The 13,820-nt window shown below is 41.2% G+C and carries 17 protein-coding genes; all 17 read left to right on the forward strand.

The window, feature by feature from the left end; translation table 11 throughout:
• The first annotated feature begins 12 nt into the window (after window positions 1-12).
• The 17 genes from J2T13_RS22160 to J2T13_RS22240 all read left to right on the forward strand — a co-directional run bounded on the left by J2T13_RS22160 (window position 13) and on the right by J2T13_RS22240 (window position 13,785).
• On the forward strand, window positions 13-666 hold the full coding sequence (locus J2T13_RS22160) for a flagellar brake protein (RefSeq protein WP_429374540.1): 654 nt from the start codon (window positions 13-15) through the stop codon (window positions 664-666).
• A 75-nt stretch (window positions 667-741) separates the two neighbouring features.
• Window positions 742-975, forward strand: coding sequence for a hypothetical protein (locus J2T13_RS22165; RefSeq protein WP_429374541.1), 234 nt, complete (start codon window positions 742-744; stop codon window positions 973-975).
• 97 nt (window positions 976-1,072) lie between these two features.
• Complete coding sequence (gene cmk / locus J2T13_RS22170) at window positions 1,073-1,780, forward strand: (d)CMP kinase (RefSeq protein WP_429374542.1); 708 nt, start codon at window positions 1,073-1,075, stop codon at window positions 1,778-1,780.
• A complete protein-coding gene (locus J2T13_RS22175) occupies window positions 1,780-2,370 on the forward strand; it encodes a lysophospholipid acyltransferase family protein (protein WP_429374543.1) in 591 nt (196 codons plus the stop codon). Before cmk ends, J2T13_RS22175 begins: the two co-directional genes overlap by 1 nt.
• 116 nt (window positions 2,371-2,486) lie before the next feature.
• Window positions 2,487-3,710 (forward strand): 30S ribosomal protein S1, encoded by a 1,224-nt coding sequence (rpsA, locus tag J2T13_RS22180; RefSeq protein WP_429374544.1) that lies wholly within the window; start codon window positions 2,487-2,489, stop codon window positions 3,708-3,710.
• Between the two features lie 239 nt (window positions 3,711-3,949).
• The gene (gene der, locus J2T13_RS22185) at window positions 3,950-5,272 is read left to right on the forward strand and encodes a ribosome biogenesis GTPase Der (protein ID WP_429374545.1); all 1,323 of its coding nucleotides are present in this window, start codon (window positions 3,950-3,952) and stop codon (window positions 5,270-5,272) included.
• 11 nt (window positions 5,273-5,283) lie between these two features.
• Window positions 5,284-5,910, forward strand: a complete 627-nt coding sequence (gene plsY, locus J2T13_RS22190) for a glycerol-3-phosphate 1-O-acyltransferase PlsY (protein ID WP_429374546.1) — start codon at window positions 5,284-5,286, stop codon at window positions 5,908-5,910.
• On the forward strand, window positions 5,903-6,943 hold the full coding sequence (locus tag J2T13_RS22195; RefSeq protein WP_429374547.1) for an NAD(P)H-dependent glycerol-3-phosphate dehydrogenase: 1,041 nt from the start codon (window positions 5,903-5,905) through the stop codon (window positions 6,941-6,943). The genes plsY and J2T13_RS22195 overlap by 8 nt, the downstream gene beginning before the upstream one ends.
• Before the next feature lie 74 nt (window positions 6,944-7,017).
• Window positions 7,018-7,293 carry a stage VI sporulation protein F gene (locus J2T13_RS22200; RefSeq protein ID WP_429374548.1) on the forward strand — a complete coding sequence of 92 codons (276 nt, stop codon included), beginning with the start codon at window positions 7,018-7,020 and terminating at the stop codon, window positions 7,291-7,293.
• Between the two features lie 148 nt (window positions 7,294-7,441).
• Window positions 7,442-7,621, forward strand: a complete 180-nt coding sequence (locus J2T13_RS22205) for a DUF2768 family protein (protein ID WP_429374549.1) — start codon at window positions 7,442-7,444, stop codon at window positions 7,619-7,621.
• A 53-nt stretch (window positions 7,622-7,674) separates the two neighbouring features.
• Window positions 7,675-7,977 (forward strand): 2Fe-2S iron-sulfur cluster-binding protein, encoded by a 303-nt coding sequence (locus tag J2T13_RS22210; RefSeq protein ID WP_429374550.1) that lies wholly within the window; start codon window positions 7,675-7,677, stop codon window positions 7,975-7,977.
• Window positions 7,978-7,998: 21 nt separating this feature from the next.
• Entirely contained in the window at window positions 7,999-8,598 is a 600-nt protein-coding gene (locus J2T13_RS22215) for a hypothetical protein (protein WP_429374551.1), read from the forward strand.
• 30 nt (window positions 8,599-8,628) lie between these two features.
• The gene (locus tag J2T13_RS22220) at window positions 8,629-8,988 is read left to right on the forward strand and encodes a 2Fe-2S iron-sulfur cluster-binding protein (RefSeq protein WP_429374581.1); all 360 of its coding nucleotides are present in this window, start codon (window positions 8,629-8,631) and stop codon (window positions 8,986-8,988) included.
• A gap of 49 nt (window positions 8,989-9,037) precedes the next feature.
• The gene (locus J2T13_RS22225) at window positions 9,038-9,793 is read left to right on the forward strand and encodes a DUF3939 domain-containing protein (protein WP_429374552.1); all 756 of its coding nucleotides are present in this window, start codon (window positions 9,038-9,040) and stop codon (window positions 9,791-9,793) included.
• 377 nt (window positions 9,794-10,170) lie between these two features.
• A complete protein-coding gene (gene spoIVA / locus J2T13_RS22230; protein WP_429374553.1) occupies window positions 10,171-11,649 on the forward strand; it encodes a stage IV sporulation protein A in 1,479 nt (492 codons plus the stop codon).
• A gap of 320 nt (window positions 11,650-11,969) precedes the next feature.
• Complete coding sequence (locus J2T13_RS22235) at window positions 11,970-12,413, forward strand: OsmC family protein (protein WP_429374554.1); 444 nt, start codon at window positions 11,970-11,972, stop codon at window positions 12,411-12,413.
• Window positions 12,414-12,705: 292 nt separating this feature from the next.
• Window positions 12,706-13,785: a sugar ABC transporter substrate-binding protein gene (locus tag J2T13_RS22240; protein ID WP_429374555.1), complete on the forward strand. Its 1,080-nt coding sequence runs from the start codon at window positions 12,706-12,708 to the stop codon at window positions 13,783-13,785.
• Window positions 13,786-13,820: the final 35 nt, after the last annotated feature.

Raw genomic sequence — 13,820 nt, forward strand, 5'->3', positions numbered from 1 at the left:
TGGTGGATAGACTTGTTACCCAAAATTAATGATATTTTGTTTATCAGATTAGATTCTGCTAATGAGAAGGAATCTAAAAACGAGTACAAATCAAGAATAACTGAGATGGAAGATAATACAATTTTAATTGAAATACCGATGCAAGAAAACAATGGACATCTGAAAAAGCTTTTCCTGGGAGATGAACTGTCCATTTTCTTCATGACTGATGGTGGAGTTAAAAATTACTTTAATACATATGTAACGGGATTTAAAGAAGATGTGATCCGAATGGTAAAGCTTCGGATGCCAGAATTAGATAATATCTCTCAAATTCAGCGTCGTACTTTTTTAAGGGTAATGACTGAATTAGAGCTATCTGTTAAAGCAGGGGATTTACCGCGCTTTTTAGCTAGAACAATTGATATCAGTGGTGGAGGGCTTTCATTCATATGTGATTCAGGTTATGAGCTTATTGAAGGAAGTACAATCTCCTGCTGGGTTCTAGTTACTTATAAAAATGGTTCCTTGGAACATGTCCCCTTCAATGCTGAAATCGTGCATATAAAGACAAATGAGGCTAATCGGAAAGTAGTGATGCTTAAATTTTCTGGAATATCCGATATGGAGTGTCAAAAAATTATTAGATATTGCTTTGAAAGACAATTCGATTTCCGTAATCGATAATTTTCGAATTGATTTAAACGAATGAGTCTGGATCCCTCTGGATAAACTAACGTTAAAAATTGGGAGTTCATGAAAATGAATAATGATAAAAGACAAACGCACTCCATCATGAATACAGTCGAACGATGTTATGAACATGGTGGGAAGCTCGTTAAAAATCTGTTGCTCATACTCGTCATTGCGTTAGTTATATTTCAAGTTTGTCTCCATATTCCGTCATTGCGTGGTTATGTGTCATCTGTTTATAAATTGGACGGTGTGCTGGTGGAAGATAATAATGTCAAGGATTGGTATGAGAAATTGGACTGATCTCTTTTGCATCAGCATCTTATATGTGGTATAATTTTCACGTCGCAGGCAATGCCTGCTTTTTTCTTGAGGTTAACGTCATAGGAGGAATGCCCCATTGGATAGGCCTGACACAACGCAACAATACAGAATTAATATAGCAATCGATGGTCCTGCCGGGGCAGGCAAAAGTTCTGTAGCCCGTTTAGTAGCTAATCAGCTTTCGTACATTTATGTTGATACAGGTTCGATGTATCGCGCTGTGACATGGTACATGCTGAAACAAGGCATTGAACCAGAAATGGTCGATGAAGTACTTCATCATACCCTAAACATGGTGATTGAATTAATACCTGGAGTTGATGGACAGAAAGTGCTTGTGGACGGAGAAGATGTTACATATTATATCCGTACTAACCAAGTGAATGGAATAGTATCTCGATATGCGCAAATCGAGGGGCTGCGTAACCATATGGTTCAATTACAGCGGCAAATGGCTTTGCGCAAAGGCGTCGTTATGGATGGACGCGATATCGGTACTACTGTACTTCCAGATGCTGAAGTGAAGATCTTTATGACAGCGACTGTGAAGGAACGAGCGCTCCGCCGATTCAATGAACTGAGTGAAGCAGAACAGACAACACTTCAACAGCTTGAACGCGATATTGCACAGCGAGATTCACTGGATGAACAGCGAGAAATTTCTCCACTTCGGTGCGCTGATGACGCAATAGTGCTTGATACCACACATATGGAGATCAATCAGGTTGTAGACAGGATTGTTTCTTATTGCAGAAGATCTCAGAGGGATGGAGAGAGCGTATAATGATTTACATTTTTTGTAGGGCGCTACTACGTGCAATCTTTGCCTTTCTCTATCGATTAGAAGCGGTTGGTAAGGAGAATGTTCCTAGTGAGGGTGGGGTTCTTCTCTGCTGTAATCACACTAGTCTTCGAGATCCCATTGTACTCGGAATTAAATTAAAGCGTTCGGTGAAGTATATGGCTAAGGCAGAGTTGTTTAACATCCCTGGATTTGGTTGGCTACTTCGGCAGCTTGGTGCATTCCCTGTTAAAAGGGGTGGTGTGAGTAAAGAATCAATTCGCTACTCTATTAATATCTTGCGTCAAGGTGATATGATGGGTATTTTTCCTGAGGGTACACGTAACTCTACATCAGGGATCGCTAAGAAGGGTGCAGCTAGTTTTGCACTTAGAAGCAATGCGGCGGTTGTCCCAGCAGCAATAGTCGGTGAGTACAAGCTTTTCCGAAAAATGAAAATTGTATACGGAGCGCCAATCGATTTATCCGAATTCAAGGGTGAAGGCTCTGGAGATCAATTAGAAGCTGCAACAGACAAAATTATGTCTCGCATTTATGAAATGCAGAAAAGTGGCAAACCATCACGCGATTAAATTAAAATGCATGAACAATAGTACTTTTTGGAAAGCTATAATTGTCTATTATTAGTTTTGAACACTGCTTTAGCAGGTTTAAATAAATGGGATTTTGAATTGAGGAGGGTATTGATATGTCGGAAGAAATTAAGAATGAAGAAGTAGTTGAAGTATCAAACCAAGAGGAAATGGAACAAATCGTATCCTTGAAAAAAGGGGACACCGTGAAAGGAACGATCGTCAAACTGGAAGATAACCAAGCTTATGTAAGCATTGGATATAAATATGACGGTGTAATTCCTGTTCGTGAACTGTCTTCAGTTCAAGTGGACAACGCTTCTGATGCCGTAGCAATTGGTCAAGAAGTTGAATGTAAAGTGGTAAGTATTGATGACGAAAAAGAAAAGATGGTCCTGTCGAAACGCGCGATTGATAGCGAAAATGCATGGGAAGATCTTGAGAAATTTTTCGAAAGTCAAGAAATTATTGAAGTAACTGTATCAGACGTTGTTAAAGGTGGTCTAGTAGCGGATGTGGGTGCTCGTGGATTTATCCCTGCTTCCATGGTAGAACGTCATTTCGTTGAAGATTTCAGCGAATACAAAGGTCGCACTCTTCGCGTTAAAGTGAAGGAACTTGATCGTGAGAATAATAAAGTGATCTTGTCCCAAAAAGATGTTCTTGATGCTGAATTTGAAGCTAAGAAGCTTGAAATTATGGCTAACCTTAAAGAGGGTCAAGAGCTTGAAGGTACTGTTCAACGTCTGACTCAGTTCGGTGCCTTCGTAGATGTAGGTGGAGTTGACGGATTGGTTCACGTTTCAGAAATGGCGTGGAGTCATGTTGACAAACCTTCTGACGTAGTATCTGAAGGCGACCAAGTTAAAGTGAAGGTACTTAAAGTTGATCCTGAAAAGGGCAAAATTAGCCTAAGTATTAAAGCTGCTCAACCAGGTCCTTGGGAAAGTGCTTCAGGACAATTTAATACTGGTGATGTTGTAACGGGTGAAGTAAGACGCCTTGTTGCTTTCGGTGCGTTTGTAGAGCTTGCTCCAGGAGTAGAAGGTTTGGTGCATATTTCTCAAATTTCACACAAACATATTGCTACACCGCAAGAAGTTCTAAAAGAAGGACAACAAGTTCAAGTTAAAATTCTTGACATGAACCCAGTTGAAAGACGAGTTAGTCTTAGTATCAAAGAAACAGAAGAAGCACCAGCTCAAGCTCCACGATCTGAGAAGTCTAGCAGCAGAGCGCCAAGAGAAGAACTTAACAATCCTAACGTATCGTTAAGTAATCAAGGACTTAGCATTAACCTTGGAGATTTGTTTGGCGATAAGCTCGATAAATTCAAATGATCGGGATCTGATATTCTTCTTCATCGGCGAACCCTCCCGCGGGTTCGCCGATATTTTTTTTTGTGATTGCACATAATAGTATTGGCAATGAAGAAGTGATTACGGGAGTATGGTACGTCAATTCCCCCCGTAAACAACTTATTACATACTAGAGCAATAAGGGACTTCATGATTCGTTAGCCAAGACTAACGTTTTTTGATATGATGATAACCGAAAGAATTGACTGGAGGAGAGAAATATGGCAAGACCTGTTGTAGCGATTGTGGGCAGGCCTAATGTAGGTAAATCAACTATTTTTAACCGATTAATTGGTGATCGTCTAGCTATTGTAGAAGACAAGCCGGGTATTACACGTGATCGGATATATGGAGTATCTGATTGGAACGGTAAGGCATTTAGTGTGATTGACACGGGTGGTATTGAGATTGATGGTGATGACCACATGCTTAAGTCGATCCGAATGCAAGCGGAGCTGGCGATTGAAGAAGCCGATGTTATTGTCTTTATGTGTGATGCGAAGACTGGGATCACAATGGCAGATGAAGAAGTTGCTCAGATGTTATTCCGCTCAGGCAAACCTATTGTGTTGGCTATTAACAAAGTAGATAATATTCGCCGCAATGAGGATATTTATGAGTTCTATAGTCTGGGTTTTGGGGATCCTATTGCGATCTCAGGAAGTCACGGTACAGGCATAGGCGATTTGCTGGATGAAATTGTTATCAATCTTCCGGAACTTAAAGATGATGAATATGATGCTGACGTAATTAAGGTAGCTTTGATTGGTCGTCCGAATGTAGGTAAATCTTCTTTAGTTAATGCGATTTTAGGCGAAGAGCGAGTTATTGTAAGTGAGGTTGCGGGTACGACTCGTGATGCGATTGATACACCGTTTGAGCGTGATGGACAACGTTACGTTATTATTGACACCGCGGGTATGCGTAAGCGTGGTAAAGTGTATGAAACAACTGAGAAATATAGTGTGATGAGAGCGATGAAGGCTATTGAGAGAGCGGATGTAGTACTCGTGGTCATCAACGTAGAAGAAGGTATTATTGATCAGGATAAACATATCGCTGGTTATGCATACGAAGCAGGGAAAGCGTCTATATTTGTCGTTAATAAGTGGGACGTCGTAGATAAGGACGAACGTACGATGAAAGAATTTGAGACGAAGATTAAGGATCATTTCTTATTCATGACTTATGCACCGATTGTCTTTCTTTCGGCCAAAACGAAACAACGCCTTCAAAAGTTACTTCCAGTGGTACAGCGAGTTGCGCAGCAGCATTCACTACGGGTTGCAACCCATTTGTTAAACGATGTTGTATCTGATGCTGTAGCATTGAATGCACCACCAACGGATAAGGGTCGTAGATTGCGTATTAACTATGCAACCCAGGTAGCAGTTAAACCACCGACCATGGTCATTTTTGCTAATGATCCTGAACTGATGCACTTCTCTTACGAGCGTTATTTAGAGAATAAAATTCGTGCAGCTTTTGATTTCGAGGGGACGCCAATTCGTATATTCACACGGCGTAAGTCTGATGAAAGTTAGGTGAGGAACGTTTGTTGGTGCAAATTCTTGCAATCATCATGAGTTATCTGCTTGGCTCCATTAGTTTTAGTGTTTTACTTGCTAAAATGCTTAAAGGCATTGATATTCGTCAGCATGGAAGCGGAAACGCCGGAGCTACCAATACACTGCGGATATTAGGAAAAGGGCCAGCCATTATTGTGCTCTGTCTAGATGTGATTAAAGGTATTGTGGCTATATCGATTGGTAAGTGGCTTGGAGGTGATAGCACATGGATTCCTGCTTTATGTGGGATTGCTGCTATCATTGGGCATAACTGGCCACTATATTTCCATTTTCGTGGGGGAAAGGGGATTGCTACTACAATCGGCGTGTTGGTGTCCATTTGCTTTTTACCAGCTCTTTACGCAGGTATTCTAGCTATTCTAATTATTATCGCAACTAGATATGTTTCACTCGGATCATTAGTATTTGTTGCATTCACACCTGTATTTCTATTGATTCTAGGTGGGTACACAGCTTCTGTTTTTTGGACTAGTCTTATTATTTGCCTGTTTGCGTTCTGGCGCCACAGAGGTAATATCGTCAAGATAGTTCAGGGACGTGAGAATAAGATTGGTTCTAAAGGGTCTAACAAAAGGGGGAAACAAGGTGTCTAACAAAGTTACTGTACTGGTTGCTGGAAGTTGGGGAACAGCTTTGGCCAGTGTTCTAGCTTCCAATCATAGGGAAGTTGCTTTGTGGAGCCATAACTCCGAACAGGTTCAGGAAATAAACACGAAACATACGAACAGTCGCTATCTACCAGATATAGAGCTCGCTCATAACATAAAGGCTACGAACAGCATGAAGGAAGCTGTCGAAGGGTCTTCTGCTGTTGTTATTGTTGCTCCTTCATCTGCGATGAGAGAAGTATGTCATGAACTAAGTTCTTTTTGGGAAGAGGATATGCTTTGTATCCATGCTACTAAAGGCTTTGAGAGTGCGACCTTAAACCGGATGTCAACGGTGATTTCCGAAGAACTTGGATGTGATGAAGGCGATATCGTCGTTCTTTCAGGACCAAGTCATGCTGAAGAAGTGATCCGTCAATGTCCTACAACCGTTGTAGTGGCTTCACTGAACAAAGAACGTGCTGAAGCAGCACAAGACTTATTCATGAACTCCTATTTTCGCGTCTATACTAACCGCGATACCGTGGGTGTGGAACTCGCGGGAGCGCTTAAGAACATTATTGCCCTAGGTGCGGGCATGTCTGATGGCTTGGGCTTCGGAGATAATGCTAAGGCAGCTTTATTAACTAGAGGCCTTGCTGAGATATCTCGAATCGGCGTAGAATTAGGAGCTAATCCGCTCACTTTTTCGGGACTTGCGGGTATTGGTGACCTTGTAGTTACAGCGACGAGTCAGCATAGTCGAAATTGGCGTGCGGGTTCATTGATGGGTAAAGGTAATAAACTTAAGGACGTACTGGATTCCATGGGTATGGTTGTGGAAGGAATTCGTACAACCGAAGCAGCCCATACGCTCTCCCTTAAGCATAATGTTCAGATGCCGATTACGGATCAGATTTATCATGTACTCTTCAAAGAGCGTGATCCTCGGATTGCTGTAGAGTCACTGATGGGACGAGATCCTAAGACAGAAATGGAAAGCATGCGGATCGAGACGTGGGAGCAGTGGCATACGTAAGACAATAAACACATTCACCTTTTACAGCTAAGCCTCATATAGTAACTTGAGGTTTGACGGAGGAGGGACGAATTGTGAGCAAAAATATATCAAAAGATGCGTTGAATGCAATTAATAAAAAAAGCGGTAAAAACATTACTGAAGGCGCAGTCAAGAAGCTTGCAAGTACGGTTAAACCGTCTACGTTGCAAAGTGAGGATCAGCTTCGTCAATTGATTAAGCAGGTATCGGCGATGGCTAAAGTGCCCGTAAGTGAAGATACTGTTAGGGATATTGTGAATGCCGTTAAGAAAAGTGGCATGAACTCGCAGAGCATGGAAACGTTGATGAAAATGATGATTAAGAAATAGAATCACAACGACCATAGGTTTAGAACAGGGACATGAATAGCATAAAGCCTTAGGCTTTATGCTGTAGTGTCTCTGTTTTTGCGTCATAAGGTGTTAATTCATGATATAATAACGGCATATTATGAAGAAGAAATGGAGAGTTAGCTATATGGATCCTATGACTAAAATGTGGATTTCCCTGATTGCCGTACTGATTATGGGGTTATCTGTTTTTTTAATAACTTATGCTAGGAGCAGAAAAAAAGGATTTATTAGAGTGATGCTCTCATTCGTAGCTTTTATTATTATGATACTCGGATTTATGGGTGGCATGGCAGTACTGTTATAAAGATGTAATACTTGATATTGTATAACACAGCGAAGGAGTAGGTGAAATAATTCATGGAATCATCTTTACAACTTATTGGCAAAAGTGTAAACAAGAATGTGGAGATTCAGCTAGGTGTGACTATTCTCCAGCATGCTCTTGAGCATAAGGTAGACTTTCAGAATTTATGTACGCGAGGTACATGTGCTCGTTGCCGTTGCTTGATTGAAGAAGGTAGAGAACTCTTGGCGGATGCAACAGAAGCAGAACATAGACGACTTGATCCAGAAGAACTCGAGGAGGGTTATCGTCTAGGCTGCCAAACTGTCGTTGCTCAAGCGGGTATCATCGTAGCCCGAAATAAAACGTATTTTTAAAGGACAGGGAAGTGACTTGAAATGCAGTTCTCGCTTGACTTGCAATATGCATTAAAAGAATCTGCACAATATCTGAATCTAACCCATAAGAAGTGGTTGCTTGGAGGGAGCTGTGGTTTGCTGCTTCAAGGTGTGAAGCTAACAACTCCTCCGCATGATATTGATCTGTATGCAGATACTGATTCGATAAAGGTACTGCATCAAGCCCTAGCTAAGTGGTCTGTGGATGAGCAAGTGATTAATCAAAGTGGCTTGTATTCATCAATACTAAGTCATTATCAATATAATGGAGCTCAAATGGAGTTAGTGGGCAACTTTAAAGTGATGGTAGGCAGATCCGTATATGAAGTGCAAGTGGAAACTACACTTGAACAGCACGCAGTGGCTAAAGAGCTTGAAGGGGTTGCCATACGCCTAATGCCACTTAGTCATGAGCTTATATTCAACTTATTAAGGAATCGTCCAGATCGTTATCAAGCCATCGCTAAGATCATGAAGGATGAACCGGAGGTTCACGCGCCACTAATGGACGAGCTCTTATCTAGAAACCTATTAGAGGATTGCTACTTACAACAGTTATCTACCTTACTTGATTATTCTAGTTTGCAGAAATATAGCTAGTGTAAGTGGCACAGAGGAAGGTGATTTATGATGGAGGTTGAAGTTACATTTAAGCCGATGGGGAAGAAGATTACGGTTAGAACGGGAACCACGATTCTGGATGCAGCTCGTAAATGTGGAGTACTTATTGCAACTAGATGTGGAGGGAAAGCTGCTTGTTTAATGTGTAAGGTGGAGTTGAGTCAAGGGGAGGAATCATCCGTCTCCCTTGCTAATGATGCTGAAAAACGTAAATTGGGATCGTTATTGGATCGAGGCATACGATTGTCTTGTCAAGCAAGAGTTCAGAATACAATGACGGTTATGATTCCTGAGGACCCTCTAAAGGCGGCGGTTCGTAAGCAACTTGAGGCGGCTAGAAACAAGGATCATGATGATGAACTCTGGTAGGATCTGTGGATGATAATCAGGTGATTTTATAGTAAAGGATGATGTTCGTTTGGGACTTAAAGTAGTTGCACAGCAATGGAATATGCGCTATAGAAAAGCTGCTTCCATGGTCATGGTGATATTGCTAATGTTGATGGCTACAGGCTGTCTTTATTCTGGAGAGAACAAGAAACAGAATTTAGTCTCTTATCGTGAAAGTGTGAATCGTATTCAATTAGCCGTAGACGACTATCAGAAGGAAGAAGGTTTGCTTCCGATAATAAATGCTGATCAGGATACACCTCGATATGAGAAATTCAGAGTTGATATGAACAAACTGAAGAATAAAGGTTATATCGATGAAATTCCAGCCACCTCCTTTGAGATGGGCGGAAGTGCATATTTCCTTATTTTGGATGAAGAGACTAATCCAACGATTAAGGTAATGGATTTAGTAACCGTTCAGAAGGTCAACGAAGTACAGCAAGCTGTGGATAAATATAAAAGGAATCACGCGAATGATCTACCTTTAGGTGAATTGTTATATCCTAATGTTCATACCGTTGATCTCGTCAAAATAGGTGTCCCCAAGATTGAGCTTACCAGTGTATACTCAGGGCAGGATATGAAGTTTATTATGGATGGCGAAGGGATTGTATATGCTGATTATGCCTTTGATATCATGCAAGCGATTGATAATAGTGATACTAAACCGACAGCTAATAAGGACTTAAGAGTATATTTAGAAGAATCCTCGCAGCTCGTTCCTGTCAAATCATTACCCTATGTATGGGAGAATGGTGAACCTGTAGCTAGTTTTGAATGAATCGATAACCGAGTGAGGTATTTTGATCCGTCTAATAAGACGGGTCTTTTTGGTGTTTAGAGTCATAACAGTAGTCATTCATGAATATAATGAGTTGGATGGCACAGGCGTATGATGATGTGAAAGAAAGAAGTTGTCCAAATATATTAAATACCCGTCATATTGTTTTGAAATGGTACATAATATGATACTAGTCCAAATGCCCGAACGAGCAACGCCGCTTTGCCGTTCTGATCCGATTCTTAACTTCCGGCGGCGGACTACTAACGACATGACAAGGTTGCTCATCCGTAGCATGGTTGAGGCCTCAGATGGAACACGAAGCGGATGCTCTAAAAGCATTTTTCCTTCGGAGTAATATGAGGAGGGGATCTCTCTTGGAAAAGGTAGATATTTTTAAGGACATTGCCGAGCGCACAGGTGGCGATATATACCTGGGGGTCGTCGGCGCAGTCCGCACGGGTAAATCGACATTTATCAAGCGATTCATGGAAACGATCGTACTTCCAAACATCACGAATGAAGCAGATCGAGCTAGAGCGGTGGATGAACTTCCACAAAGTGCTGCGGGAAAAACCATCATGACAACAGAACCGAAATTTGTTCCCAATAATGCAGTCCAAATTAATGTGGCCGAGGGATTAGATGTAAACATACGCCTCGTAGATTGTGTTGGATACGCGGTGGAAGGTGCAAAAGGCTACGAGGATGAGAACGGACCTCGAATGATTTCTACACCTTGGTTTGAGGAACCTATTCCTTTTCAGGAAGCAGCTGAGATTGGCACGCGAAAGGTCATTCAGGAGCATTCTACGTTAGGTGTAGTGATCACGACGGATGGATCTATTGCTGAGATTCCTCGTGGTTCATATGTGGAGGCAGAAGAACGTGTTATCGCAGAACTCAAAGAAGTAGGTAAACCCTTTGTGCTTGTAATCAATTCGACACGGCCTCGGAGTGAAGAGGTTCTACAATTGCGGAGTGAATTGGCAGTGAAGTATGATATTCCTGTCATGTCCCTAAGCGCAGCTACGATGACTGAAGATGATGTTACGGGCGTTCTACGTGAAGTTCTATACGAATTCCCAGTCCATGAAGTGAATGTTAACTTACCAAGCTGGGTTATGGTATTGAACGAGAAACACTGGTTACGTAACAATTATGAGAATTCAGTTCGCGATACGGTAAAAGATATCCGTCGTCTCCGTGATGTGGATCGGGTTGTTGCTCAGTTCATGGATTATGGATTTATTGATCGTGCGGCACTTAGTGGTATGAACATGGGCCAAGGTGTTGCTGAGATTGATTTGTTTGCACCTGATGAGTTATATGATCAGATTTTGATGGAAGTTGTGGGCGTTGAAATTCGTGGCAAAGATCACTTGCTGCAAATGATGCAAGAGTTCTCTCATGCCAAGCGTGAGTATGATCGATTCGCAGAGGCGCTGGAAATGGTTAAGACTACGGGATATGGTATTGCTGCACCATCACTTGCTGAAATGACGCTAGATGAACCTGAGTTAATTAGACAAGGATCAAGGTTCGGTGTTCGGTTGAAAGCGACTGCTCCGTCTATTCATATGATTCGTGTCGATGTCGAGTCTGAATTCTCACCTATTATAGGTACCGAGAAGCAAAGCGAGGAGCTTGTTCGCTATCTGATTCAGGATTTCGAGAATGATCCGATTAAGATTTGGGATTCAGACATCTTCGGACGTTCGCTACATTCCATTGTTCGTGAGGGTATTCAGGGTAAAATCGCGATGATGCCAGATAACGCACGTTACAAATTGCAGGAGACATTAGGTAGAATCATTAATGAGGGTTCTGGTGGATTGATTGCCATTATTCTTTAGAAAATCGTATTAGGGTAAGATAGAATAAAACCGTAAGCAGGATGTACATCCTGTTTACGGTTTTTTTATTTGTAGTTGTAGAAACTCATAAAGATGCAGTTTTTTACATGTATTACATGTTCTTTCTCCGCTTCTCAGAGCTTCATATCACATAATATATTCCATATTAGAACTCCTTATATCATAACTTATGGTTGATGCTAACGCGCTTACAAATTCATGGATTGACAGGTATTTAATAAATTCGTATAATACCTAGTAGATAAGTTGGTATTATACAATGGAGTAAAAAAACTACATAACCAAAGGAGATTTATAATATGGCCGTTCAAACCTTTAAAGCAACTGCACAATTACTAGAAGGTGTTAAAGTTAAAGCTACTTCTAGAAATTTCGAATTAACCATCGACGAACCGGAGAGCTTGGGGGGAACAAATACAGGGATGAATCCAGTAGAAGCGCTGCTTGCATCTTTAGGAGCTTGCCAGTCTATTGTTGCCAGAGTCTATGCGCCAAAGTTCGATATTAAACTCGATGATTTCAGCGTGGATGTTGAAGGAGACCTTGATCTCGATGGGTTTTTCAACAAATCTGAGGTTCGTCCTGGTTACTCCGATATTCGCTATACATTCCGAATCAAGACCGATGCACCGGAAGATAAAGTAGAGGAATTTGTACGATTCTTGGAGAGTAAATGCCCTGTCGGAGACACCATTGCGAATCCAGTTAATGTTAATTTGAACAACATTATTATCGAACGTTAATACTCAATAAATGACTAGAAAAACAAGTCGAAGTAACCTCATCTTATCTGCAATTATAGCTTATATATAGAACAAGAAGGCCGTTTCTCTCCTGCCAGAGAAGAGATAACGGCCTATTTTACAGGTGCTTAGGTGAGGAAATAAGAATGAAATCGGAACTAAATATCCGAGTTTTATATTAATAATCTGACTAAAATCTTAAAAACCGATTTACATACTTGGGATTAAGTCTTATAGTAGTAAATATTCAAATGATAATATCACATAGAGAACTCAAGGGGGAAACGAAATCATGGTATTAAAATTCAGAAAGAGTCCAACTTTATTGCTGTCATTACTGTTAGTGTTAGTGCTCATTACGAGTGCTTGTGGAGCAAAGTCAGCATCGAATGGAAATGAAGAACAAGGGGCGGGAGTTTCTTCAGATAAGCCGTTGCAAGGTAAACGAATTGCTCTCATCATGGAATTTAATACAGGGACCTTCTCACAACAGTACGTACAAGGGGTAACAGAAGAAGTTGAGAAGTTTGGGGGAACGTTAACAAAATTTGTAGCGGATAATGATAAGGCCAAAATGGCTTCATTGCTTGATTCTGCAGTTACACAAAAATTCGATGCCATTCTAACGGATCACGGTACTGCGGAAATTTTAACTCCAGGGGTAAAAAAAGCTGTAGAACAGAATATACCGATTATTGTGTTTGATGCCTCTGTGGAAGTTCCAGGAGTGACTGTATTATCACAAGACGATCAACAGATGGCTGAGCTGACGTTGGAACAACTAAAGAAAGATATTGGCGGTAAAGGGAATATCGTGAAGGTATGGGTGGCGGGTTTTGCACCGATGGAAAGACGTCAAGTCTCCTATGCTAAGTTTTTAAAAGAAAACCCGGACATTAAAGAAATTGCTTCCTTCGGTAACGCACAGAATCCTGCGTTGGATACACAAACACAAATGGACGCCATCTTGAAACAGTATCCAAAAGGTGAAATATCCGCTGTATGGACGGCTTGGGATGAATTTGCTAAGGGGGCTTCACGTGCAATACAACAAGCAGGACGCGATGAAATTAAAGTATATGGTATCGATATGAGTGATGAGGATTTACAAATGATACAAGACCCTAGCAACCCATGGGTGGCTTCAGCTGCAGTTGATCCGAAGGATATCGGACGGATACAAGTTAGATATGCTTACCAGAAGTTGCATGGTGACAAGACCGATGATGCGGTGGTTCTAAATCCTGTATATGTATCCAATGATCAATTACCTGACGAGCAAATCTCCACAAGTGAACTGTCCAAGTATGTAGAAGGATGGGGCGGTAGTGGGCAAGGTCTTCAAGATTGGATGAAGGAATATAGCAAATAGAATTGAATTACCGAACAGTTGATTTTCGTAAACGA

The organism is Paenibacillus sp. DS2015, assembly GCF_050433705.1.
Classification (GTDB): Bacteria; Bacillota; Bacilli; order Paenibacillales; family Paenibacillaceae; genus Paenibacillus_AQ.

Excerpts from the sequence above, each read along its gene's own strand:
- J2T13_RS22165 (WP_429374541.1), top strand. The coding sequence starts at position 742 with ATGAATAATGATAAAAGACAAACGCACTCCATCATGAATACAGTCGAA.
- J2T13_RS22175 (WP_429374543.1), top strand. The coding sequence starts at position 1,780 with ATGATTTACATTTTTTGTAGGGCGCTACTACGTGCAATCTTTGCCTTT.
- rpsA (WP_429374544.1), top strand. The coding sequence starts at position 2,487 with ATGTCGGAAGAAATTAAGAATGAAGAAGTAGTTGAAGTATCAAACCAA.
- der (WP_429374545.1), top strand. The coding sequence starts at position 3,950 with ATGGCAAGACCTGTTGTAGCGATTGTGGGCAGGCCTAATGTAGGTAAA.
- J2T13_RS22205 (WP_429374549.1), top strand. The coding sequence starts at position 7,442 with ATGGATCCTATGACTAAAATGTGGATTTCCCTGATTGCCGTACTGATT.
- J2T13_RS22210 (WP_429374550.1), top strand. The coding sequence starts at position 7,675 with ATGGAATCATCTTTACAACTTATTGGCAAAAGTGTAAACAAGAATGTG.
- J2T13_RS22215 (WP_429374551.1), top strand. The coding sequence starts at position 7,999 with ATGCAGTTCTCGCTTGACTTGCAATATGCATTAAAAGAATCTGCACAA.
- J2T13_RS22220 (WP_429374581.1), top strand. The coding sequence starts at position 8,629 with ATGGAGGTTGAAGTTACATTTAAGCCGATGGGGAAGAAGATTACGGTT.
- J2T13_RS22235 (WP_429374554.1), top strand. The coding sequence starts at position 11,970 with ATGGCCGTTCAAACCTTTAAAGCAACTGCACAATTACTAGAAGGTGTT.
- J2T13_RS22240 (WP_429374555.1), top strand. The coding sequence starts at position 12,706 with ATGGTATTAAAATTCAGAAAGAGTCCAACTTTATTGCTGTCATTACTG.